Raw genomic sequence first — 21,958 nt, forward strand, 5'->3', positions numbered from 1 at the left:
GGATACGCAGGAGCGCAGACCGTGCTCGTTCATGATTTTACCTACTAGTCGCTCAGATACGCTCCATCCTTCACGGCGTAGAAGCTGTGTAATCTTCGGGCTGCCGTATCCGCTTGTGGGAGTCCAGGAAGAGCCAGGTAATGCGCGCCAGCAACGTTTTACGACGGCGTTGGTAGCTATTTTCATTATTCTTTTCTTGCGCCCATTTGTAATACCCGCTTTTGGACACTCCGAGAACGCTGCACATCTTCTCCATTTGAGCGGATCGGGTCTTACTCTCCTTGGTATTCAACAACAAATCGAGGGGCGCTGAATTATAAGCGCCCCCCTAAAATCATTTATATTATCTGCACTAGAACTTGTTCCTACATTTCTTCTTCAGTGTTAACGCCCTCCGCTATTTCCCGGGATATATACTGCATAAACTTCGTGAAGTAGCGTTCGGGCCTCCCAGCGTTTAGAGTCTAAATAAGAAATGTTCTCGCGCCCGTATGCGCCTGACAAAAACGATAATACTTGGAGCCATCCCAGAACCCGTCGTTTTCCTCTCCTGCCGGATCCAATGCCCGAATCATAGGGTGCTGCAAAACTTCCTTCAAGTAACGCCTATCAATGCCCGGCAAATACAGCTCGGCCACATTGACGCAGGTTAGCAGCATGATCCAGTAATAGGTAATGTCGGACAACTGCTCCTGTGGCTCATCGGTAATGTCCTCCCATATCGCCCCTTCATCCGCCGTTTTTCTTTGCAGACTAACGGTTTGCTCTTCTTCTAGGTAAATAAAATAGTCGTTACGGTCATCCGTAATGTAAATGCCAGGGTTCAGTTTGCCCGCCTCCGCATCAACATGCTCCCGATTAACTTTGAAGTAGGTACCTTGCTCCTCAAAATCAAAATAATGCTTGTCATCCGGCATCAACACACACCGGGTCAGTTTCGTTATATTGTCTTCATTGAGCGTGCTATCGGTAAAGCATAGCTGAACAGCCCTCTTTCTCTGGAGCGCCTCATTCAGACTTTTTAACGCAGAGCGGCCTTCTTTAAGAATGACAATAAGCATGCCGAATGAAAAACCGACCTCTTCGTCCTCTATATCCAGGAAAACTTCGTCGACGAGCACTTCCCGAATGTCCACAGGAAGCCCCTGACAAACGCCGTCCCCCTCCCAGACGTTTACCGTACATACGATCCATTGTTGTCCGCTCGTCTTGAACCGGTATTCGTCATCTTGGATTAACGCCGTTGCAGTTAGATTGCCTTTAACGATGATTTCTCCATGGTTATAGGAGCCGTACAAAATTTCTTCGACCAACAAATTGCCCCTGATGTAGATTTCCTGGCCGCCCACCGCCATATTTTTAGCAGTCAGGTTCCCCATCACCATAAGCCCTATGGCGCCATGACGATCAGACAAACTGAAATTTAGTTTGTTGTCACATATCCAGCCTTTTTCTAATTTCGTTGTTTTTAATAGGGTAGATTCTTTCTATTGGTAAATTTTTAGAGTTTAGTTTTCCCTGCTTTCGCTGTACATTCCATTTCTTCACAAGCGGTGTCAAATCCTCAATGCGGTAAATTCCATCGGCCAGAAATTCTTTTAAAGTGGTTCCTTTTAGACCGATTTGAATTGCTGCACGATTTATGGAATTGCCATTCACATTTCTATCGGGATCCCATTGGCAATAAACTGTTGTTTCCTCAAATGCTTTTTCCCATTGAGTTGAACCTTTGTAAATCATTGAGTCTGGTGAAGTTAGCACCGCTTCCCTCAACAATTCATTAAATTTTTCCATATATACATCCAAAGCCAAAATACATTCCTGATTTTTCTTTGTTCCCCAATTAGACCGATACATCATCCACAAAAAGGAAGGTTTTATCCATGTCATGCGATTGAGATTAAAGTTTTCGCCAAAAGTCTGTAAGGCAACTGCTTCTTTTGCAATTACTGGATTATAAGCCTGATAAACCCGAATACATTGTCTATCGTATTGTGCAAATACCTCTTTTATATATTCCATGTTGTCTCCCTAAATTCCGATTTGTCGCACTGCGTCTTATCTGCCTTATGTGTAATGTGTCTATCCTATCAAAAAAGTCAAAATCGGCTAAACGCTTTTTCTCACTCTCGACAGCTTTCAACTTTTTCTTTGGTGGAGCTAGGCGGAATCCAAAAGCAGACTGAACGTAGCAAGCGACCTGTCTTCCTCCTAAACTATATCCACTTATGTAGGGTAACCCCTTCGCTACTAACAAGACGTATTCTCATGCTAAACTAAGATTTAGAAATATGGCTTAGGCGTTCCCTTGGTAAATGTAGCTCTAAATCACTAAGTTCTCACCAGCAACACACAGCACTCCACGTGTATCGAGTATGGTTATACCTAAGCCCCAATCCACAGATTCAGTATCGTAGTCTCTACCATCAATTCCATTCTCCGCTTTGCCTCTACTTATGATACGGTTCACCCCGATTTATCTTAACCGCACGGTACACCTGTTCCGTCAATACCAACCGCATGAGCTGATGGGGCAGCGTCATGCGCCCGAAGCTCATGCGCTGCTGCGCGCGGCGCATGACGTCATTGGCAAGCCCGTGGCTCCCGCCGATGATGAACACGACATGGCTCGTCCCGTAGGTGCCCAGCCTGTCCAGCTCAGCGGCAAGCTCTTCCGAGCTCCAGAGCTTGCCATCGATCGCGAGCGCAATGACATGCGCCTCGCTCTTCACATGCGCGAGGATGCGCTCGCCCTCGCGTGCCTTCACAGCCAGTACCTCCGCCTCACTCATCGTCTCCGGTGCTTTCTCGTCGGGTACCTCCACGACTTGAAACTTAATATAAGGCGTCAGCCGTTTCGCATACTCGGCTATACCCTGAACCAAATACTTCTCCTTCAACTTACCTACCGCAATAATTTGAATAAACATAACTACCTCCTAAATATATAAATACGCCCCTATATGGCGTCTTCACTTCTAAGTTATTTTCCGGCTTATTATATCACGAATGCGAATAAATCATCTTCCCGTCGCACTTCATATTACAACCGTCCGTAAAAAAAAGGTTACCCCTGCGGCATATACGGCCTTCGGAATAACCTTCATTTTTGGCTTTACTCACTCTCTTGAACCAGCATTTACCCCTTTTCAAAGTCCCGTTCATCTATTCTACATGACTACCATTATATGCTGGCAGGTTCTCATCCCTTATCTAAGTCAAAGTACCTCGCTTACAGCAGTCTTGTTGTTTTGAATTCGAAGACTCCTTCTCTGGGTCGTGAATAATACGAAGTACCCCAGCGTTGCGAAGATACAGATGATGACGTCAACAACGATCAAGTTCTGATAATTTTGAAAATAATCGAAGAATATGCCTCCTATCAGTGCGCCCAATGCAGCGCCTCCCTGATGGAAGAGAAGTAGAAAACCGGTTTGTTTCCCTTTACCGTTTGCAAACTCATTGATAATAAGGAGGCCCCCCGGTATTGCGCTTAAGTAGGTAATTCCGAACGCTATAGCAAAAAGAATAGGTGAAACTCCCAAGTGCATAAAGAGAAAGACAAAGCCCATAATACGTATGCCATACAGAATGGACATCATGATTAATTTATTGTATCGGTCCAGAAAATAGCCAAAAGTGAGCGTCCCCGTGATTTCCATAATGCCAAGTATACTCATGGATAGGGCGATCATGCTTGGTGATACATCTGCCAACTGATGTATGGCTACCAAATTCATCTCGACAGTTCCCATATTGAGACCGCAGGTGAACAGTGCAATCGCGACCACGATAAAGATAGAAAGATGAACAAATTTCTTGGGCGATGGAATGACATTAAGTGGTATAGCTTCCCCTTCGACTTCTATTGAACTATCCGCTAAAGCTTTCTTCATATTTTCTTGTTGTGGACCCTTAATTCCCAGCCAAATTACAGGGAATGTCACAAGAATACCTAGAGCAAAAGAAGCCATAAAGGCATCATTCCAAGTCAGCCAGCCCACCGATACGAAAATTGGCGTAATAACCGCTAATCCTACAGAGGAGGCGCTCCCTAGTAGTGCCATTGCTTTAGCCCGATGATGACGAAACCATTGAAACATCAACATATAATTCGTCGTCGTCCCAATACCAGCCAAACCACAGATAACACCGTATCCAATAAAAAAAACGATAGGATGATGTCCTAATATGACAATGCCAGTGCCCAATGTACTCATGGCTGCACTTAACAACAGTACCCTCTTAGGACCATAACGATCCACGAGCCAGCCCCCCAAAGGTGCACATAAGGCTGTAATTAATAAATTGGTTGACCACGCCATCGAAATGAATCCCCGGCCAATCTGTAAATCCTCTGATATTTGCACCTGAAAAAAAGCCATGCTGAATCGAGTCAATCCACCAATAACTCCAATAATCCAGAGTGATCCTAATCCAATCCAAGCATACCTAGATTCCTTGAACCATGTCATGGCCATTGTTCTTTCCACCTTCGCCGTTTATAAAAGATACCGATCGGTATCTTTTATAATAACATAGAACCGTTCTTTTGCAAGAGCGCAAATTCATTTGATATACTACATGTACAAATACGATTAAATACGGAGGCTCACGATGGAAAAAGGTGAAAAAACTCGTAAATACATCATAGCTAAAGCCGCTGAACTTTTTAACCAGAAGGGATATTCGGGCTCATCCTTGTCTGATATAACAGAGTTGACAGGCATCAAAAAAGGCGGCATCTACCGTCACTTTTCCAATAAAGATGAGATTGCTTATGAAGCCTTTAGCTATGCGGGTAGTATTGTCGGGGCCCAGCTTGCCCATGCAATTAATCAGCAAGAAACGGCCTCTGGGAAGCTATTAGCTTATTTACATGTGTACGAGAACGTAGTTGAAGCGCCGCCCTTCATCGGAGGGTGCCCGCTCCTCAACACGGCTATTGAAAGCGACGACTGTCATCCAGGCTTACGAGAAAGAGCTCAACAAGCCCTAATAGGTACGCTGGAATCCCACAAAAGGATTATATCCGAAGGTATACAAAGCGGTGAATTCAAAGCAGACCTCGATATCGATGCGCTAGCTACCTTCGCCCTTTCCATCATGGAGGGTGGCATCATGATGAGCAAACTCGAAGGCAATAATCGACATATACGCATGAATATAAAGAGCTTTGCTACTTATTTAAAAATGGTATGCCTACGCGAACCCAAGTAATGCTCACCATAATGAGGAATCTTTGTTTTAGGACAAACAACGTTTCTCTATTAGCGACTGTTATAGGTGGGATCGCCCACTTGCATCGAGCACTTGACCGGTTACCCAGCGGACCTTATATTCGTTTGGAAATTTCAAAGAATATATTACACATCTAATGGGAGGCATACTGCTATGAAAGAACATGACGCAAAGTACTATGTATCAAAACTTGGACTGAATCCACATCCAGAGGGTGGATATTATAAAAGAACATTTGAATCTCAGGAACAAACTTCAGATCAAGAATTAACAGTAGATTTTGAAGGGAAGAGAAAGCTTTATACGAGTATCCTCTTTCTATTAGGTTCTAATGACATCTCACATTTCCATCGTTTGAAATCCGACGAATTATGGTATTATCACGCTGGAAGTCCTTTAACGGTTCATGTTATTGAAGAAAATGGAGATAAATTAGGAATAAACTTGGATATAGGCGAAGTCCCTCAAGTGCTAGTTCCAAAAAATTGTATCTTTGGTTCATCTGTTACGGATGAAGATACATTGAACCATCAGCGCTACTCACAACTTCCGTACCAAATTGAAGCGTTCCTTTGCCATCAACAGTATCTTTGATAACTTGTACGCGCTGGCCCGCCACCACTAAATCCCAATCCTCACTTTTGGCGTTCGGGACAAACATTCGTAATTCCTCCATACGCTTTTCTTTAGATAACATAACTTGCTGGATCAGGTATTTTGTCAATGGAACGTTTTTTACCCCTGATGCCAACATAGTTAAGAGATTATCCGGTTTTATGGAAGTTATCAAATCAAACATGGAGCCGGTTTTTAAGAACTTTGGTGAGAAACCTGCAAATGGTCCAAAGAGCAACGTTTTTTTGTTATCGATAAATCTTGTGTCAAGCTGCGGAATAGACATTGGAGGAGCACCAACCGCAGCTTTACCATATACTTTTGCGTGATACCCTGCACCAGATACTTCTCCTTCAACTTGCCAACACTTACAATCTGTATATTCATAGCGCTACCGCTCCTTAACTCTGCTGTTATGACGTTCATTCTAACATGATTTTTCACTAATTCTATCTTCTAAGCCCATCTCGGTGCGGATGACACAACAAAGCCATTGACAAATACTTACAAGGATGATGAACTAGGATTAAGTGAAACAAGTAATGGAATGGAGTTGATTCGATGTTGGACAATATATCTCTAAGCCCGATTGAGATAAATGAGAAAGAATTTCGAGTAGTAGGTACATTCGTAAAAGGCTATGAAATGGATGAAGTCAACGAGTACCTCGATACTATAATCAATGATTATGATATTTTTATTACAACCATTACGTCATTACAAGCACAGATCGACGAGTTAACCCAAGCCCTATCCGGTCGTGCAAGTACAGGTACCGCTAATGTGGAGCAGCTAAACTACAGGGTTACGCTTTTAGAAAGAGAGCTATCCTATATTAAATCTAGGCTGTAGCCTAAGTAATAGATCGGGAATCGCTAACACTGCTCGGCTGGCTCTATGAATAGAAAAAGAGTCACTCTTCACTGAGTGACTCTTTTCTTGAGCGTGAAATCATCACGCTTCCTCATCGGTTTCATCTATTCAATAATAAAATATTCTCACACAATCAAATATTCCGCATGCTTCTCGCACTCCGCGCACTTCACCGGTGGGTCCCAGTCCGAGAACTCCGTCTCCTTCAAATCGACAATATCCGGGGCATCCTCATATTCATCCACGAAATTCTCGATCGCTAGCTCCACATGTTCCTTGCATACGACGTACATTTAATAAGCATCCTTTCTGTCTTTCGCATCCTGTTATGCACCATGTCCTCTAATCTTAAAAGTATGGCCACTATTCTGTTCTACCACACTATGTGAAAAAAAGAAATGCTTTTGTCGAAACAGCCAAGAACTCCGCAGGATTCCTGCATTTTCCCTGTACACCCTTCCTCTTATTCCCCTGGCTTCTCTTCCAGTGGCACCTTCAAGCTCTGTTCCTTCCCGCCACGATAAAAAGTCACGTTCAGATCGTCGCCGATCTTCGTTTGCTTATAGAGGAATTTACGCAAATCCAGCGTTGTATGAATCGGCTTGCCGTTGAACTTCGTAATGACGTCATTCAGCTTGAGGCCCGCTTCCTTTGCCGGTCCCAGAGCATCGAGCACAATAACACCTTCCGTGACCGTCTTCGGTAGCTTCAGATCCTTCATTTCCTGCTTGCTCATCGGAACATAAGGATTGCTAAGGTCTATGGTATACACGCCAAGATAAGGACGCGCGATCTTCCCTTTCAACATCAGTTCCTTCACGATTTCAGTCACATCGTTGGTAGGAATCGCAAAGCCAAGCCCCTCTACGCCCTTATCGGCAATCTTCATCGTGTTAATCCCGATCACTTTACCGTTTAGATCTACCAGTGCGCCGCCGCTGTTGCCTTCATTAATCGCCGCATCCGTCTGGATTACCTCGGTCTCCCAGTCGAACACACCATCCTGGTTCAGCGATACGGGGATAACCCGGTTTGTATAACTGATAATTCCCGATGTTAGCGTATCTCCAAGACCAAGCGGATTACCGATGGCAATGACCGTCTCACCCAGGCGCAGCCTAGAGGAGTCACCAAGCTCTGCTACTTCACCAATACCTTTGCTGTCGATCGACAATACAGCAAGATCGCTGACGCGGTCTGTTCCAACAAGCGTTGCTTCTTTGGTGTCCCCTTTCACGGTTACCACTTCAAGCGAATCGGCACCTTCAATGACGTGGTTATTCGTAATGACGTAAGCCTTACCCTCAACTTTTTTGAATATAACGCCAGATCCCAATTTCGATTCATCCAAACCGCCACCGAAGTCTTCACCAAAGTCAAAGTCAAAATCTTCGCCTAAATCGAAATCCTCAGGCAGTTCTTCCGGCATGTCACCTTCTTCAGGGATAATGCCTTCTTCCAATTCACTGCTATCTTGCTCTTCCGGAATGATTGGCTCCGGATCCTTATGAGTAACGACACTAACGACCGCAGGGCGAACCTTCGCTGCTGCATTCACCAGGCGCTCATACGGATCCCCCTCAGTCTGTGAAACCGGCTGGCCATTCATTATTGCTATTCTCGACGAAGTGGACGGATGTCCCGTCAGCAGACTGAACAAAAGAACGGCGATTAGTGCACTGCATACCGAACTGATCGCTGAGATCTGAAAAGTAGACAGACTTTTGCGCCGACGGCTTGCACGCCACTTGATCCGCCCAGGACGTTCCTCGCTGGTCTTTTTACTGCGTCTGGATACTTTCGTCGAATAAAAATCATCTTTAAACAATCCCATTGCGATCCCTCTCCCCTTGTCGTTACACGCCAAGACACCACTGCAGCTCGAGAACTCCCGTTATATCCGACTGATCATCTTGCCCATATAACAACCCTCACCTTCGGGACCCATTAATCCACTCTCCAGGTCCCACCATGGCCCAAGACCATAACTGAGGTTCAATTGTAAACACCCTATATAGTTATAAACACTTATGTAAGCAAAAAAGTTGCACTTAACGGTGAGTTAAGCACCTTATCAGCCATAATTATTTAAAAATCTAAAAAATTACATACCTATTTATACCACCATGCCAGGTACTATAAACGCCTAATTTGATCAATATCCACAAGAAGGATGCACTCTACTCCGATGTTTATTCTTTCTTATCTCTTGAAAAAAAACAATTTTTTTGCGAAAAACAAGAATGATTTTCCACAATGGGGACTACAATAGAAACAAGCCTCTATGAATGGCGAATGAGAGACTGCCAGATTCATAGATTGTGACCCGCGTCCTTCGTTCATTGTAACATAATGACGGGGGTTCAAGTCATCTATTATGGGTAAATTAAAAGGAAAATTAAGGTGGTTGGAGAGGCTGAAGTATGATCCTGCAAATGGACTTATTATGCTTCCGTATGATTCATAAAAGGAGGAATAAATCGTGGAACGTTATAGCCCAGGTACGGCTATGGACATCGTACATATGGCAGCAAAACTAGGGGATTTAAAGGACGAGCATTACCGCAATACCCTCGCCCTAAGCACGATCATCGAATTACTGATCGACAAAGGCCTCCTGACCCGCGAAGAGGTAGAGCACAAAGCCGAAGAGTTGAATCAGTTCATGTCGCATCCATCGTATCCAAGCGTATAGTTAACGTACGTGAACATCGTTTGATCCTAAGACAGACCGTGTTCAGGCTGAGGTTGTTTTGCAATATATATGAACACAGGCCTGCACAGGATATCTCTGCCTAATCTTTCAGCCTGTCCCAAGGAGTAGAGCGGTCATAATAGGTATCACACAATTTAAATTCGCTGTCTTTGAAAAAGCATCCGTTATCTTCCATCGTATCGCGCACCGTCATTTTGGCCAAGTCCATCATGTTGTGATCCCGACTGAGGTGGGCCAGATATGCACGCTTGGTATCCCCAGTCAGCAGCTCGCTGAGGGTATCACCGGCCGACACATTTGATAGGTGACCCATATCGCCGAGAATCCGGCGTTTGGTGTTCCACGGATACCGTCCCATACGCAGCATCTCAATGTCGTGATTAGCCTCAAGGACCAACACATCCGAGCCTTCAATCGCTTTTTTCACCTTGTCGCTCACATAACCGAGATCTGTCGCTACACCCAGCTTCTCGTCTCCGTCATAGAAACAATAACCCACCGGCGCGGCTGCGTCATGGGAGATTTCAAAAGGCTCCACACGTAGCGTCCCGAAATCCTTCACCTCATGGCTATCCAGCACAATCCGATTCTCCTCTGCAATTTTGCCGACAGACCGGTTTATCGCTTCCCATGTCTTCTCGTTGGCGTAAATCGGCAGATTGTACTTACGTGCCACCGCTCCAAGTCCTTTAATATGATCGGAATGCTCGTGTGTGACCAGAATCCCGTCAATTTCTTCCCCGGACATGTCCCGTTCCTTCAACAGTTCGTCAATCCGCCGCGCACTCAGCCCGGCATCAATTAGAAGTGTCGTATCCCCGTTGCGAACAACTGTTGCGTTGCCCGTCGAGCCGCTCGACAGCACGGTAAAAGATATCCCCATAGGTCCGTTACTCCTTTATTTTATCCGTCTTGGGTGTGAACACATCTCCACTAATCCCCTGAACGTATATCATTTCTCCATTATCCAGCGTAAACCGCCATGCCGGTGCCGCCAGCTCCACATCTGTGTTAAACATCTGCCCATAATAACCGAGCTGTATATCTTTGACCACCGACTTCGGCGGAATGAAATTCCGTTCAATAATCGTTCCAAGTGCCTTGGATGCAGACAATACCTTTTGTTCCTCCACTTCGCTAGTGGATTGAATTTCTAGCACCGGCTTACGGTAATACTCTATCTTTTGACTCTCATAGAACAGCTCCAACTCGACATTAAACAACGGCCATTCCCCGTTTACCAGCGGACGGAACACAAAGGCGTTTTCTTTATCTGACAGCGGATCATGACGGAACTGGTTCAGGTTCGGAATTTGTCCGGCCAGTGCGGTCTGCAGCTCCTTTTGATCCGAATAGATCAGCTTGGTGTCAACCGGCTGGTTCAGCTTGACCGGCTTGCCTTGCGCCCCGACACTATACGTATAAGCGATCTTCGGCAGCTGCGGTGTCTCCGGCGGAATCGGGCTCAGTACCTGAATCCGATTCTCTTCCATAACCCTCTGCGTACTTTCAGACAAGGAGGTGAAGTCCAGACTGGAGCCTATCTGCTCCCGATAGTCGATCCACAACTGGTAACCCAGCACCATATTCAGTAGCAAAAACGCATAGATTAACACATTTTTGGCCCGTCCCCAATCCATGTACTTCCCTCCTTCACGTTTTATCTATTCCAGCACCTGCATACTTCCGTTCAGAAGCTGAACGGCCCATACCGGCTTAAGCCGCAATCCATTCTCGTTTACGAACGGCAAATAGGCCGGTTCCAGATCCACAATTTTCATGCTATCAGGCAGCTTGTCCAGCTTCTCCCGCAGCTCATCTCCTGCAGGAAGCTTCACGATTTTTTTCTTCTGTTCTTCTGTTTTTACGTACAGCAGTGAACGCTCATAAGAGGTTACCGTGCCCTTCTGCAGCTCCAGCTTCATGATACCGTAATTGAAACCAAATGTATTCAGAATCGGATAACCCCGGTGATACTGTTGGAACTCTACCAACGTCCGGTCTTCGTTATCCTCGGATTGGCTTAACCGGTAGCTGCCGTTCCAACCACCATGCTGGTTCACAAAATCAATCGCTGACAGCACATCCTTGCCGGGGCTGCTTTCACCCGATGGCGGCGCAGCCGGATCTGTGTAACTCATCCAGTTCTGCCCTTGATCGACCTGCAAGCTGCGTTTGCTGTCCGTATAAATTTCAGAACCGTCCCGCTCCCGGATATTCCGTGTAATGCTCGGATCAAAAAATAAGCTCCGCTGCATCTGCTCCACCGTGTACATCCCGATTGGCATCTCCAGACTTACCATATCAAACGGTTCCTCCGGCATATAGAACGATGTTCCTTCCTGCAGGGTGTACGGGACCCAGTCCAATCCGAAATCGACAAGCTGATGAATGTCTTGTACCGTCAAGTCAGCTTGGGCGGCCTCGTAGACGACATCCCCCTCCGTGCTGAAGAACAGCGCATGCACCTTAGGTTCTCCTTCTATGCTGTACAACCACATTTTGTGGATGCTTTCCCCTTCGAACAGTGAGTCTGGCGTAATCTGCATCACTTTTTGAAGAAGTGTCACCGGTATACCGGAACCAAAGCTCAGTTCAATGCCCTTACTGCTGGCACGAAGCTTGGACCAGTCCATATTGTTCAACGTCCGGCGCTGAAAACTTTCGAACGTCCGGCCCTTCAGCCGGTTATTGACAAGATCATAGAACATTTGACCAGGATAGAATACCGTATGCTTATCCTCACCAAGATGAATAATCATTTTTTTCGGATAAATCAGATTCTCCGCCTTTGCTTCCGGCCCCATATCTTCCGTCTTGATGTAAGAATTCTCGGACTTCACAACAGAGCCGCTGCCAGGGAGACGGTAAATAAGAAAATAACTTTGTACCAGACTACTCAGTACTAACACAAGCAGCAGCGCGGTTTTTAATCGTTCCTTCACGTTGTCTCCCTCCCTTCCTCATTCAGAGGCAGCGTGAAGGTTACCTTCGTGCCTTTTTCGAGCTCTGACTGTAAATATATAGACCCACCATGTATCCTTACAATTTCCCGGGCAATGGACAAACCGAGTCCAGTGCCGCCCATATTCCGGGTTCGGGCCTTATCCACTCGGTAAAACCGTTCGAATATCCGGTCCAGATCCTTTTTCGGTATGCCAATTCCGGTATCTGCTACAGACAGAGACAACATACCGTCCTCTGTCACATCAGCCTCCATCGTAATTGTGCCGCCGTCTGGCGTATATTTAAGTGCGTTCGAAATTAGATTGTCGAGCACCTGGTCGATTCCGTCCCGGTCAAGCATGGCGACGGATACAGCCGGTCTCGCATCAATGACTGTATGCACATTTTTCTGCTGCATTTGAAAAGAGAACCGGTCCTCTACATCCTCGAGCATCTCCACAATGTCCACCGGCTGTTTGCGCATCGCAGCCTCCTTGGAGTCGAAGCGCGACAGATGAAGCAGATCGGTGACCAGTCGGATCATCCGGCCTGTCTCATTTTGGATGACACCGACAAAACGTGGCGCCAGCTGCTTGTCTTCCAGCGCTCCATCTTCCAGTGCCTCGGTGTAACTCTTGATCGTTGTCAGCGGCGTCCGGAGTTCATGCGACACGTTCGCTACGAATTCCCGACGTGAGGCCTCCAGCTTCTCCTGCTCCGTAACGTCTTGCAGTACGGCAATCGTACCAGTGATGCCAATCTCCCGCCGATGAATGGGCGTAAACGTTACTCGCATCATGAATGGCTGCCCGCCTTCGCGAGGTGTAATATCCAGCAGCTTCGAATCGCTGCCACCGCGAACCAGAGACTCGGCTTCCAACTCCTCCAATCCAAGCAGTGAGACAATTTCCCGGCCTGCCAGTTCCTCCCCTTCCACGCCAAGCATCTGCCCAGCACGGCGGTTCATCAAGATAACCCGCCCTGCTTCGTCCGTCGCAATAACTCCGTCACTCATGTTAGTGAGAATGGATGCGAGCTTTTCCTTCTCTTCTTCATTCTGCGACAAAGCCTCACGCAGTCGGCTAGTCATGTAATTGAACGTTTGGCTCAGCTGTCCAATCTCATCGCTTCCGAATACCGGCGCCTTCTCTGTAAATCGACCTTCTGCTACCGCCCTTGCATGGCGGGTCAATTCCTTGATCGGATGGGTAATCGTATGGGACAAAATGACCCCGAGTACCGCGGTCAGACCAAGAGCCAGCAAGATACCTGAAATAAATATGCTGTTAATCCGCTCCATGGTCGCATACAGCTCACTCATACTTGCTACGATATAGATGGCACCGACAATTTTATCGTTATGGATGACAGGCTTTGCTACCACTTTTTTGCGAGTTCCATCGTCGTCAATAATATATTCCTCGTTATCGACAATGCCCTGAAGCGCCCGGCTGACGACCGTCTGTGTGTTTTTTTTGTTTACATAGTCTGAGTGCGACAGCATTGACGTTATCAGTACCTTGCCCGTAGCATCCAGAACCTGAATCTCAGCCCCGTTCATGTTGAACAGATTGTTGACCATGACTTGTAGGCTCTCATTCCGGTCCTCATCCGAGTCCACTTCGCCAGCCAGCGTCTTGGCCGCAAGAACGGACATCAGCTCCGCACGCCCCTGTAAATCAGTCGTAAAATTACTCGTTAAAGAGTTCTTCATGGCACTCACAAAATAGACGCCAATCAGCTGCATGGCGATCAGAATCAGCAGCACATAAATGATGATGACCTTCGCCTGAATGGTCCGGAAGAAGGACAGCCACTTCATTATAGGCCTCCGTTTTTGGAACTTCGCATCAAATAGCCAAGCCCTCGCCGGGTCAAAATATACTCCGGCTTACTCGGATTTTCTTCGATCTTCTCACGTAGCCGGCGTATCGTCACATCAACCGTGCGTACATCCCCGAAGTACTCATAACCCCATACCGCCTGCAGCAGATGCTCTCGAGTCATCACCTTGCCGGCATTTTTGGCCAAATAATAGACCAACTCATATTCGCGGTGCGTCAAATCGAGCGCTTCTCCGCTTTTATATACCATATACATGTCTGTATCAATAAACAGCTCAAACAAACGAAGTCCCTGCTTGGCTTCTGCATCTGCGGACCCGCTCGCATCCGCCAGACTATCACTCTTGTGCTGACGCCGCATTTGCGCTTTGACCCGCGCCAACAGCTCACGTGTGCTGAACGGCTTGGTTACATAATCGTCTGCACCGAGCTCAAGACCCAGTACTTTATCGATCTCTCCATCCTTCGCAGTCAGCATGATGATCGGGATATGCAAGTTCGCGGCACGTACCTCACGGCACACGTCCATTCCGTCTTTACCTGGCAGCATCAGATCGAGCAGCATCAGGTCAGGACGCTTCGAGAGCGCAAGTTCTACGGCACTGATTCCGTCAAATGCGCAAATAACCTCATAGCCCTCTTTTTCAAGATTAAACTTCAAAATATCGGCGATGGGCTGTTCGTCATCCACCACCAGAATGGTTCCCTGCATATAACTTCTCACCTCATACCTTCACTTGAACGATCTTCGTTCTATTTTATCATACCTAGCGTTCCGGTACATCTGCCTACCGTCGCAGTAAACTCCCGAAACAATAACATGGCCGCTCCGTGAAGGAGCGGCCATGTTATTTATGATATATGAACCAATAATGGCTTATGTCGTCATTGATAAACCCAGTATAACATAGGATTATAAATATTTCATCGGGTTTTGCTGAACTCCATTTTTACGAATTTCGAAATGGAGGTGAACCCCGGTCGAGCGGCCCGTGCTGCCCATAATGCCCAGCGTGCTGCCTTGTCCGACCGATTGTCCGTTACGGACAGAGATGCTGCTCATATGACCGTACAGCGTCTGATAACCATTGCCGTGATCAACGATGACGGCGTTACCGTAACTACCTTGGTATCCGGCGAATACAACCGTGCCGCCGGCTGCGGCCATAATTGTACGACCGCCAACCATATCCGTACCTTCATGGGTACGACCCCAGCGCTGACCATACGAGCTAGTAATGCGCGCGCCGCTGACCGGCCATGCAAACATACGACCCGAACTCTCGGATACCGTCGCTGATGGGGTTGCTGGAGTTACTACCTTTTTCTTCTCTGGAACTTTGGTTCCTTTATATACAACCTCAGGTAGAGAAGGCTGCACAACCTGTTGGCCTGTCCACTGCTTGGAGACAATCTCGCCATTCTCCTTGGTCACCACATAGTCGACCGTCTTCACTCCGTCACGTCCAGAGCGAACTACTTTACGTTTACCCAGCGGTAGCTCATCGCTTTTGCGAACAATGGTCTCAGGTTTGCTGGCCATCTTCTCCGTTACTGTTTCGACCGTGCGAACTGTCAACGGAGCGACGGGTCTGCTCAGCTCAAGCTCTGATCCGATCTGAAGGTATTTCTCCTCCAATCCCGGATTAAGTGCCATAACCTCAGCACGCTTCATGTTATGTGACTGTGCGATCGAAGAGATCGTATCTCCTTCTATCACTGTATAAATAACGGGTTCCTCTTTGGTGCTGGTCAGTGCCTCAGCAGCACCCTCAACATCCAGCACTTTATTCGGATCCGTCTTCGTAAAAGAAACGGTAATATCTTCTTTAATCTCAACAGACTTTACGCTGTCGCTTTCAGTCGCACTTTTCTTTCCTGCGAAAGCCGAGGTTTGCTTAATTACAGGTTTTCCGGTCTTCGCAACTGCTTCTGCCGGAGCATACTTTTCCTTAGCCGCTTGAACTGCAGCCTGGGCGGCCTTCTGATCCTTGACAATAGCAACCGTTTCACCGTTAACTTTCAGTTCTACCCCGCGCGCGTACGCCTTCAGCATACCATCCAGCTTCGCCAGCGTTTCCTCACTCTTCACAACCGGCTTATAATCCCGGTCTGCTTTCGTTGTGACACCGTCGGTATTCAGAACCATCATGGTATCCGGGTATTTCTCCTGATAATACTTCTGTTTCGTTTCAAACAGCTTGTCTAGCTGTTCATCATCCTCGATGGTGCCTATATTCTGCCCGTTTACATATACGTGATAGAACGGCAATGTATTTGCGTTTACATATTCGCGTCCGGCGAAAAAGACCGATCCTGCAACAAGCACTGCACCTGCTGGGATCAAGATCCACTTGCGGGACGAAATCCATCCTTTTTGCTTTGTATCAGCCTGAACGTCGGATTCATGTCTGGAGTTTTCGTTATCCTTGGCGGAACGGCCAGCGTTAAGACTTTGCTTAATGCTGTTATACCACCTCGTATCTTTAAAACCTTTCATGTTCTTCTCCTTTTTCAGTCCTATGTCCTTATGTACGAACCAGCTATTATGTAGGTATACGACGAACGGACAATATTTTTACCACATCTTGTATAAATCATCATTTTATGATTCGTCAAAAGGTTTCAAAATCTTAACCTTTTCAACACCAGTTAACTTTAACATAGCTTTTACAGTCTGATCAAGTCTCCAGATCGCAGAAAAAACCCGCGCAGGACGCGGGTTTCGTCAATATTCCTTATTTTGTAATTTTATTCTGGTGACAAAACAATGTCAAACCTAAGCCTGCAGGCAACTACAGCCTATTTTTGAAGCATGGTCATCAATTTTTCAAACTCGTCTTTGCTCAAATATTTGGAAATGCCATTCTCGATCTCATCCAGCTCGGAGGCTGTCAATCCGTCTTCCATGGCTTCGGATATTTTTTGCATCTCCGCCTGCGGCAGCTTGCTCATCAACAGAGTAAAAATCTCTTCCTTCTCTTTCGTGGTAAGACTGCTTTTCTTATCAACCATTTCATCTGGGGTCATCACTATCTGCTGATCCCCTTGACCGGCTGCCGATTCACCTGCACTTCGGCCCATTACTGGCAGAGAATCTTCCGGTGGAGCTTCCCCCTCTACCGCCCGGTCATCGCCATTCTCATTGCTGTCATCAGAAGCTTCTCCGGTCGCTCCAGAATTTTTCCCTTCCATATCGTTATCCTGCTTGGAGCTTCCTTCTGACGAGGAGCGGTCCTTTTCCTGCGTACTCGATGAGCCGGATGCTGCGTCGTTACTTTGGCCTCCAGCCGAATTATTCTCCACGGTACCTTCTGTACCTGTGTCTACCTTGTCCTGTCCACTTGAACCGTTAAACCCGAGTAAATTTTTCATGATGCCTCCTACCCCCATCGGCTGAGCCTCCAACTGGATATTAAAGCTCGCCAGTACCGATTGAAGATAGCTATTCACAACAATACCTGTGGTCAGAATCGTTAGTGTACTTATAAGCACTGCCGTAAGACTGATTTTAAGCAGCCATTTCATCAGCTTCATGTGCTCTGCCTCCTTCTCATGCATGTTCCGAAATGACATGATCATCATTTACCTACTTTATCCAGTATGGACGGCATGCCGGAGGTTCAACCTCTTAAAATGTCCTCTCTTCAACATTTTTATAACACTTTTCTACGGACATCCCTTATGCTTTATATGGTTTTGGGCCAAACTAGGCTCGTGCTATGATGACTATGATTATTTCATACATACCATTTTAGGGGGTCTGTCCAGCTATGGTTCACATTTTAATCGCAGATGACGATTCTCATATTCGGGAATTACTACGATACCACCTTCAGCTTGAAGGCTATACCGTGTTTGAGGCGACCGACGGAGAAGAAGCCTCTGCCTGTCTTGTCAAAGAACAAATTCATCTGGCCGTTGTCGATGTGATGATGCCGAATAAGGATGGATATCAGCTTACTGAGGAAATCCGGAATGACTACGATTTTCCGGTGATTTTACTTACAGCCAAGGACCAGCTCCTCGATAAGGAAAAGGGCTTTGCCGTCGGGACCGACGATTATGTAACCAAGCCCTTTGAACCAAAGGAATTGTTGTTCCGCATCAAGGCGCTTCTGCGTCGCTATCAGATGGTCAGCGCCGACAAAATCCATCTTCACGATACCGTCATCGACCGGAAAAGCTATGAGGTATACGGCCACGGTAAGGTACTGATGTTGCCGATGAAGGAATTCGAGCTGCTCTCTCAGCTCGCAAGCTATCCGGATCGCACATTCACACGCGATGAGCTGATCCAGCTCATTTGGGGCTCCGATTTTGACGGCGATGACCGAACAGTAGATGTGCATATTAAACGGCTAAGAGAACGATTCGCAGATCGAAGCAGAGACTTTAGTATCCGCACAGTGCGGGGGGTCGGGTATAAGCTGGAGGTTGGTACCACGTGAAGACTCTCTATTCCAGGATCGTCGTTACAACGATCTGCATTATGGTGCTAAGCAGCGTATTCGCATTTCTTTTGTCCAATATGTATTACCAATACAATTTGAAGGCTTATAATGACCAGAAAATTACGGATATGGCCTATGATATCGAAAATTTTTACAAGCATAATCCCGAGGTTGGTATTGAAGACTATCTGACTCACGTCGGAAAACTAGGTTATCAGATAGTTCTTGCGGACGGTGATGGACACGAAATGTTTTATGGCGGAGAGTTTAGTCGTAATTCACTAGAGCCGGAGGTGATTAAGGAGGTCGTAAGCGGCGAAACTTATCACGGGATTCTGAACTTCCCATCCAAACTGTTCATTACCGGGTTCTTTGATAATGATCTGATGAACTCGATCGGTGTTCCTATCGTAATTGACGGGGTCACCCACGCCCTTTTTCTCAGACCGGATGTGATGGTCCAGTTCGGCGAGATGCGCATCTTTTTCTCGATTATTATGATCATTTCCATTCTGCTGAGCATACTGCTCGTCGGTATTATTACCCGTCACATCGTCAAGCCGATCGTACATCTGACGGATGCTACCAAACAAATATCCCAAGGCAAATACAATCTGAAGCTGAACGTCAAACGGCGGGATGAAATCGGTAAACTGGCCGAACACTTCTCTCATATGGCCAAAGGCCTGGAGCAGTTGGAGCAGATGAGACAGGAATTTGTGTCTAACGTTTCGCACGAGATCCAGTCGCCGCTTGCTTCTATTCAGGGATTTTCTCAGACTCTGCAGACGAAGAACCTCTCAGAGGAACAGCGAAACCGTTATTTATCGATTATTGAGGAAGAGAGCCGGCGAATGTCCCAACTGAGCAAACAGCTGCTTATGCTTGCTTCACTGGATAAAGAAGAACACATCTTAGAGAAATCAACTTTTGATCTGGCCACCCAGATCAAACAGGTGCTGCTCGTTACGGAATGGAGCTGGCGCAGCAAGGATTTGGCGATTGATATGGAGCTGCCGTCACTTTTCATACATGGCGATCAACAGTTGCTGCATCAGGTGTGGACCAATCTCATTACAAACAGTGTGAAGTTTACCGATTCAGGCGGATCGATCTCTTTACGCATTTCACGCCTAGACGATATGTGCTGCATCGAAATATCAGATACAGGCATCGGCATAGCAGAATCGGATTTACCGCATATTTTCAACCGTTTCTATAAAGCAGATACCGCCCGCGACAGGAAAGAAACCAGCACAGGTCTCGGACTGTCCATCACCCAAAAAATTATCGACCTGCATCGCGGTTCCATTGAAGTTACGAGTCAATTGGGCAAAGGAACGACGTTCCGTGTGCTTCTTCCCGCTGTTTAATACGTTGCTCAGGCTCCGTTCATACTCCGTTCACATTGGAATCCTACACTGTAGTCATAGCCGAGTTTAACTTGGCCGTATCTACAAGAATGGAGATGAAGCAACCATGTTTCTTGCTGTGCGTGAGCTCAAACATTCGAAGCTGCGATATTTATTAATCGGGTTTATCATGGTCCTGATTGCCTGGCTCGTTCTGTTTGTAACCGGTCTGGCCCAAGGGCTAGCATCAGATAATGCATCCTCGATCCAAAATATGAAGGCTGACTATCTCGTCGTACAAAAGGAAGCTGACCAGCGTCTAAACCGCTCGGTTTTGACCGAGCAGGATTGGAACGATATCAGGGAACATACCGGTGAACAAGCGGCTACCCCGTTAGGTGTCCAGATGACTACTCTAACACGGAGTAACTCTACCGCTAAGGTGGATGCCGCATTTTTTGCTATCGATACGGAGCAGATGCTAGCACCTACCGTGGTGGAAGGCTCGATGATCAGCCAGACCAAAGCTGACGAAGTGCTGGCCGATCGCTCTTTGAAGGAAGAGGATTTCAAGCTGGGTGACCAGATCATCGATCAAACTTCCGGCAAAGCCTTTACTATCGTTGGTTTTACCGAAGGTCAGTCCTTTAGCCACGCGCCGGTTCTTCATATGAACTATAAAGGCTGGGAATCCATTCACAACACGGACTCAGGCCGCGGGATGTTCTTTAACGCCATTGCATTGAGTGCAAGTTCGGATCAGGCCGACCAGCTGGTCCAGCAGGTTCCAGGCATTGATGTCATTAGTAAAGACCAGGCCCTGCAAGGAATTCCGGGCTATAAAGAAGAACAAGGGTCGCTCATGATGATGATCGTATTTCTGTATATCATTGCCGCCTTTGTGCTCGCTGTATTCTTCTATGTCATTACCATTCAAAAGATGAACCAATTCGGCGTGCTCAAGGCTATCGGAGCCCAATCCGCTTACTTGGCCAGAAATCTGATTTTGCAGATTATGTTCCTGTCCGTTGTCAGTCTGATCATCAGTATTGCCCTTACCTACGGTGTAGCGGCTCTAATCGGTAACAGCATCCCGTTTGATCTGTCACCGTCCGTTGTGCTTGGTTCGGCTGGGCTGTTCCTGTTCGTGTCTCTCATCGGTTCTCTGTTGTCACTTTATCGGGTTGTCAAAATTGATGCTATCGAAGCGATCGGGAGGGCTGCATAATGGGTGATAAACTGATACTCGACCATGTAAGCAAAGAGTTTGGAGACGGGGATACTTCCGTTAAGGTTCTGGATGATGTTTCACTGCAGGTAAAGGCAGGCGAGTTCGTAGCGGTGGTCGGCCCTTCCGGCTCCGGGAAAAGCACCTTTCTATCGATTGCGGGGGCACTCCTATCGCCCACAAATGGCCGGATTATGATTGGAAACAAGGAAGTGGGCAAGTTGTCGTCCAAACAGATGAACAAGATTAGGCTGGACAATATCGGATTTATTTTTCAGTCTTCAAACTTGATTCCTTATTTGACTGTTCGAGACCAACTGCTGCTCATTCCAAAGCTTGCGGGGAAACCTAAACGCAAGAGTGAGGAAAGAGCTGATGATCTTTTAAAAAGGCTCGGTCTTTCGCATCGTATCGATCATTATCCGGAAAGCCTGTCAGGCGGAGAGCGTCAGCGTGTGGCCATTGCTCGGGCATGGATGAACGATCCGGAGCTTATTCTGGCAGATGAGCCTACGGCGAGCCTGGACTCGGAACGCGGACGGACTGTCGTTCAGATGCTGGCCGATGAAGTAAAGCTACGCCAGAAGGCCGCTGTTATGGTCACCCATGATAAGCGTATGCTTGGTTTGTGCGACCGTGTCATCTACATCGAGGACGGCAAGCTTTCCGAGAAGCCTATATGATGAATA

21 protein-coding genes and 3 pseudogenes are annotated in these 21,958 nt (G+C 46.8%); 8 read left to right on the forward strand and 16 right to left on the reverse strand.

All coding sequences use genetic code 11. The features are described from left to right. Positions 1-48 precede the first annotated feature (48 nt). The 5 genes and pseudogenes from MNQ98_RS29250 to MNQ98_RS29270 form a co-directional block, all read right to left on the reverse strand. Positions 49-186, reverse strand: a pseudogene (locus tag MNQ98_RS29250) (hypothetical protein); the annotation flags it as partial. Positions 187-464: 278 nt separating this feature from the next. Next, the gene (locus tag MNQ98_RS29255; RefSeq protein WP_241931319.1) at positions 465-1,379 is read right to left on the reverse strand and encodes a hypothetical protein; all 915 of its coding nucleotides are present in this window, start codon (positions 1,377-1,379) and stop codon (positions 465-467) included. A 55-nt stretch (positions 1,380-1,434) separates the two neighbouring features. Then, complete coding sequence (locus MNQ98_RS29260; RefSeq protein WP_241931320.1) at positions 1,435-2,022, reverse strand: DUF4291 domain-containing protein; 588 nt, start codon at positions 2,020-2,022, stop codon at positions 1,435-1,437. A gap of 428 nt (positions 2,023-2,450) precedes the next feature. After that, on the reverse strand, positions 2,451-2,930 hold the full coding sequence (gene rlmH, locus MNQ98_RS29265) for a 23S rRNA (pseudouridine(1915)-N(3))-methyltransferase RlmH (RefSeq protein ID WP_241931321.1): 480 nt from the start codon (positions 2,928-2,930) through the stop codon (positions 2,451-2,453). Positions 2,931-3,218: 288 nt separating this feature from the next. Next, complete coding sequence (locus MNQ98_RS29270; protein ID WP_241931322.1) at positions 3,219-4,481, reverse strand: MFS transporter; 1,263 nt, start codon at positions 4,479-4,481, stop codon at positions 3,219-3,221. A 136-nt stretch (positions 4,482-4,617) separates the two neighbouring features. Here MNQ98_RS29270 and MNQ98_RS29275 point away from each other — a divergent pair, with 136 nt between their 5' ends. Both MNQ98_RS29275 and MNQ98_RS29280 read left to right on the forward strand, forming a co-directional pair. Continuing rightward, a complete protein-coding gene (locus MNQ98_RS29275; RefSeq protein WP_241931323.1) occupies positions 4,618-5,220 on the forward strand; it encodes a TetR/AcrR family transcriptional regulator in 603 nt (200 codons plus the stop codon). Between the two features lie 174 nt (positions 5,221-5,394). After that, entirely contained in the window at positions 5,395-5,835 is a 441-nt protein-coding gene (locus MNQ98_RS29280) for a cupin domain-containing protein (RefSeq protein ID WP_241931324.1), read from the forward strand. On the opposite strand, the pseudogene MNQ98_RS29285 reads toward MNQ98_RS29280, so the two are convergent. Together MNQ98_RS29285 and MNQ98_RS29785 are read right to left on the reverse strand one after the other, a co-directional pair. After that, positions 5,762-6,187 (reverse strand): annotated as a pseudogene (locus tag MNQ98_RS29285) (malate:quinone oxidoreductase); the annotation flags it as partial. The gene MNQ98_RS29280 and the pseudogene MNQ98_RS29285 sit on opposite strands and share 74 nt — an antisense overlap. Continuing rightward, a pseudogene (locus tag MNQ98_RS29785) lies at positions 6,160-6,243 on the reverse strand (23S rRNA (pseudouridine(1915)-N(3))-methyltransferase RlmH); the annotation flags it as partial. The pseudogenes MNQ98_RS29285 and MNQ98_RS29785, both read right to left, overlap by 28 nt. 174 nt (positions 6,244-6,417) lie before the next feature. Between MNQ98_RS29785 and MNQ98_RS29290 the strand changes: the two are divergent. After that, positions 6,418-6,708 carry a DivIVA domain-containing protein gene (locus MNQ98_RS29290; protein ID WP_241931325.1) on the forward strand — a complete coding sequence of 97 codons (291 nt, stop codon included), beginning with the start codon at positions 6,418-6,420 and terminating at the stop codon, positions 6,706-6,708. A gap of 146 nt (positions 6,709-6,854) precedes the next feature. On the opposite strand, the gene MNQ98_RS29295 is transcribed toward MNQ98_RS29290, so the two are convergent. Further along, positions 6,855-7,022, reverse strand: a complete 168-nt coding sequence (locus MNQ98_RS29295) for a CxxH/CxxC protein (protein ID WP_208916916.1) — start codon at positions 7,020-7,022, stop codon at positions 6,855-6,857. 170 nt (positions 7,023-7,192) lie between these two features. Continuing rightward, positions 7,193-8,563 (reverse strand): S1C family serine protease, encoded by a 1,371-nt coding sequence (locus MNQ98_RS29300; protein ID WP_241931326.1) that lies wholly within the window; start codon positions 8,561-8,563, stop codon positions 7,193-7,195. Positions 8,564-9,238: 675 nt separating this feature from the next. On the opposite strand from MNQ98_RS29300, the gene MNQ98_RS29305 reads away from it, so the two are divergent. Next, positions 9,239-9,424, forward strand: coding sequence for a hypothetical protein (locus tag MNQ98_RS29305; RefSeq protein WP_241934078.1), 186 nt, complete (start codon positions 9,239-9,241; stop codon positions 9,422-9,424). 100 nt (positions 9,425-9,524) lie between these two features. Here the strand turns inward: MNQ98_RS29305 and MNQ98_RS29310 are convergent, their stop codons facing one another. The 7 genes from MNQ98_RS29310 to MNQ98_RS29340 all read right to left on the reverse strand — a co-directional run bounded on the left by MNQ98_RS29310 (position 9,525) and on the right by MNQ98_RS29340 (position 17,772). Then, the gene (locus tag MNQ98_RS29310; protein WP_241931327.1) at positions 9,525-10,328 is read right to left on the reverse strand and encodes an MBL fold metallo-hydrolase; all 804 of its coding nucleotides are present in this window, start codon (positions 10,326-10,328) and stop codon (positions 9,525-9,527) included. A 7-nt stretch (positions 10,329-10,335) separates the two neighbouring features. Then, complete coding sequence (gene yycI / locus MNQ98_RS29315) at positions 10,336-11,085, reverse strand: two-component system regulatory protein YycI (RefSeq protein WP_241931328.1); 750 nt, start codon at positions 11,083-11,085, stop codon at positions 10,336-10,338. Positions 11,086-11,109: 24 nt separating this feature from the next. Beyond that, complete coding sequence (locus tag MNQ98_RS29320) at positions 11,110-12,390, reverse strand: YycH family regulatory protein (protein WP_241931329.1); 1,281 nt, start codon at positions 12,388-12,390, stop codon at positions 11,110-11,112. Next, positions 12,387-14,213: a cell wall metabolism sensor histidine kinase WalK gene (gene walK, locus MNQ98_RS29325; protein ID WP_241931330.1), complete on the reverse strand. Its 1,827-nt coding sequence runs from the start codon at positions 14,211-14,213 to the stop codon at positions 12,387-12,389. Before walK ends, MNQ98_RS29320 begins: the two co-directional genes overlap by 4 nt. Then, complete coding sequence (gene yycF, locus MNQ98_RS29330; protein ID WP_241931331.1) at positions 14,213-14,947, reverse strand: response regulator YycF; 735 nt, start codon at positions 14,945-14,947, stop codon at positions 14,213-14,215. The genes walK and yycF overlap by 1 nt, the downstream gene beginning before the upstream one ends. 201 nt (positions 14,948-15,148) lie before the next feature. Further along, complete coding sequence (locus tag MNQ98_RS29335) at positions 15,149-16,735, reverse strand: M23 family metallopeptidase (RefSeq protein ID WP_241931332.1); 1,587 nt, start codon at positions 16,733-16,735, stop codon at positions 15,149-15,151. Positions 16,736-17,037: 302 nt separating this feature from the next. Further along, positions 17,038-17,772: an ICP22 family protein gene (locus MNQ98_RS29340; RefSeq protein WP_241931333.1), complete on the reverse strand. Its 735-nt coding sequence runs from the start codon at positions 17,770-17,772 to the stop codon at positions 17,038-17,040. Between the two features lie 236 nt (positions 17,773-18,008). Here MNQ98_RS29340 and MNQ98_RS29345 point away from each other — a divergent pair, with 236 nt between their 5' ends. The 4 genes from MNQ98_RS29345 (at position 18,009) to MNQ98_RS29360 (ending at position 21,952) form a co-directional block, all read left to right on the forward strand. Then, on the forward strand, positions 18,009-18,686 hold the full coding sequence (locus MNQ98_RS29345; RefSeq protein WP_241931334.1) for a response regulator transcription factor: 678 nt from the start codon (positions 18,009-18,011) through the stop codon (positions 18,684-18,686). Next, positions 18,683-20,062, forward strand: a complete 1,380-nt coding sequence (locus tag MNQ98_RS29350; protein ID WP_241931335.1) for a HAMP domain-containing sensor histidine kinase — start codon at positions 18,683-18,685, stop codon at positions 20,060-20,062. The genes MNQ98_RS29345 and MNQ98_RS29350 overlap by 4 nt, the downstream gene beginning before the upstream one ends. Positions 20,063-20,168: 106 nt before the next feature. After that, positions 20,169-21,269 (forward strand): ABC transporter permease, encoded by a 1,101-nt coding sequence (locus tag MNQ98_RS29355; protein WP_241931336.1) that lies wholly within the window; start codon positions 20,169-20,171, stop codon positions 21,267-21,269. Next, positions 21,269-21,952 (forward strand): ABC transporter ATP-binding protein, encoded by a 684-nt coding sequence (locus tag MNQ98_RS29360; RefSeq protein WP_481856701.1) that lies wholly within the window; start codon positions 21,269-21,271, stop codon positions 21,950-21,952. The genes MNQ98_RS29355 and MNQ98_RS29360 overlap by 1 nt, the downstream gene beginning before the upstream one ends. Positions 21,953-21,958: the final 6 nt, after the last annotated feature.

Origin of the sequence: Paenibacillus sp. N3/727 (assembly GCF_022637315.1) — a bacterium.
Lineage (GTDB): Bacteria > Bacillota > Bacilli > Paenibacillales > Paenibacillaceae > Paenibacillus_AQ > Paenibacillus_AQ uliginis.

What these genes read in the sequence shown, in the direction of transcription:
- MNQ98_RS29255 (WP_241931319.1), bottom strand. Translation starts at nt 1,379, where the DNA reads ATGGGGAACCTGACTGCTAAAAATATGGCGGTGGGCGGCCAGGAAATC.
- MNQ98_RS29260 (WP_241931320.1), bottom strand. Translation starts at nt 2,022, where the DNA reads ATGGAATATATAAAAGAGGTATTTGCACAATACGATAGACAATGTATT.
- rlmH (WP_241931321.1), bottom strand. Translation starts at nt 2,930, where the DNA reads ATGTTTATTCAAATTATTGCGGTAGGTAAGTTGAAGGAGAAGTATTTG.
- MNQ98_RS29270 (WP_241931322.1), bottom strand. Translation starts at nt 4,481, where the DNA reads ATGGCCATGACATGGTTCAAGGAATCTAGGTATGCTTGGATTGGATTA.
- MNQ98_RS29275 (WP_241931323.1), top strand. Translation starts at nt 4,618, where the DNA reads ATGGAAAAAGGTGAAAAAACTCGTAAATACATCATAGCTAAAGCCGCT.
- MNQ98_RS29280 (WP_241931324.1), top strand. Translation starts at nt 5,395, where the DNA reads ATGAAAGAACATGACGCAAAGTACTATGTATCAAAACTTGGACTGAAT.
- MNQ98_RS29290 (WP_241931325.1), top strand. Translation starts at nt 6,418, where the DNA reads ATGTTGGACAATATATCTCTAAGCCCGATTGAGATAAATGAGAAAGAA.
- MNQ98_RS29295 (WP_208916916.1), bottom strand. Translation starts at nt 7,022, where the DNA reads ATGTACGTCGTATGCAAGGAACATGTGGAGCTAGCGATCGAGAATTTC.
- MNQ98_RS29300 (WP_241931326.1), bottom strand. Translation starts at nt 8,563, where the DNA reads ATGGGATTGTTTAAAGATGATTTTTATTCGACGAAAGTATCCAGACGC.
- MNQ98_RS29305 (WP_241934078.1), top strand. Translation starts at nt 9,239, where the DNA reads ATGGACATCGTACATATGGCAGCAAAACTAGGGGATTTAAAGGACGAG.
- MNQ98_RS29310 (WP_241931327.1), bottom strand. Translation starts at nt 10,328, where the DNA reads ATGGGGATATCTTTTACCGTGCTGTCGAGCGGCTCGACGGGCAACGCA.
- yycI (WP_241931328.1), bottom strand. Translation starts at nt 11,085, where the DNA reads ATGGATTGGGGACGGGCCAAAAATGTGTTAATCTATGCGTTTTTGCTA.
- walK (WP_241931330.1), bottom strand. Translation starts at nt 14,213, where the DNA reads ATGAAGTGGCTGTCCTTCTTCCGGACCATTCAGGCGAAGGTCATCATC.
- yycF (WP_241931331.1), bottom strand. Translation starts at nt 14,947, where the DNA reads ATGCAGGGAACCATTCTGGTGGTGGATGACGAACAGCCCATCGCCGAT.
- MNQ98_RS29335 (WP_241931332.1), bottom strand. Translation starts at nt 16,735, where the DNA reads ATGAAAGGTTTTAAAGATACGAGGTGGTATAACAGCATTAAGCAAAGT.
- MNQ98_RS29340 (WP_241931333.1), bottom strand. Translation starts at nt 17,772, where the DNA reads ATGAAGCTGATGAAATGGCTGCTTAAAATCAGTCTTACGGCAGTGCTT.
- MNQ98_RS29345 (WP_241931334.1), top strand. Translation starts at nt 18,009, where the DNA reads ATGGTTCACATTTTAATCGCAGATGACGATTCTCATATTCGGGAATTA.
- MNQ98_RS29355 (WP_241931336.1), top strand. Translation starts at nt 20,169, where the DNA reads ATGTTTCTTGCTGTGCGTGAGCTCAAACATTCGAAGCTGCGATATTTA.
- MNQ98_RS29360 (WP_481856701.1), top strand. Translation starts at nt 21,269, where the DNA reads ATGGGTGATAAACTGATACTCGACCATGTAAGCAAAGAGTTTGGAGAC.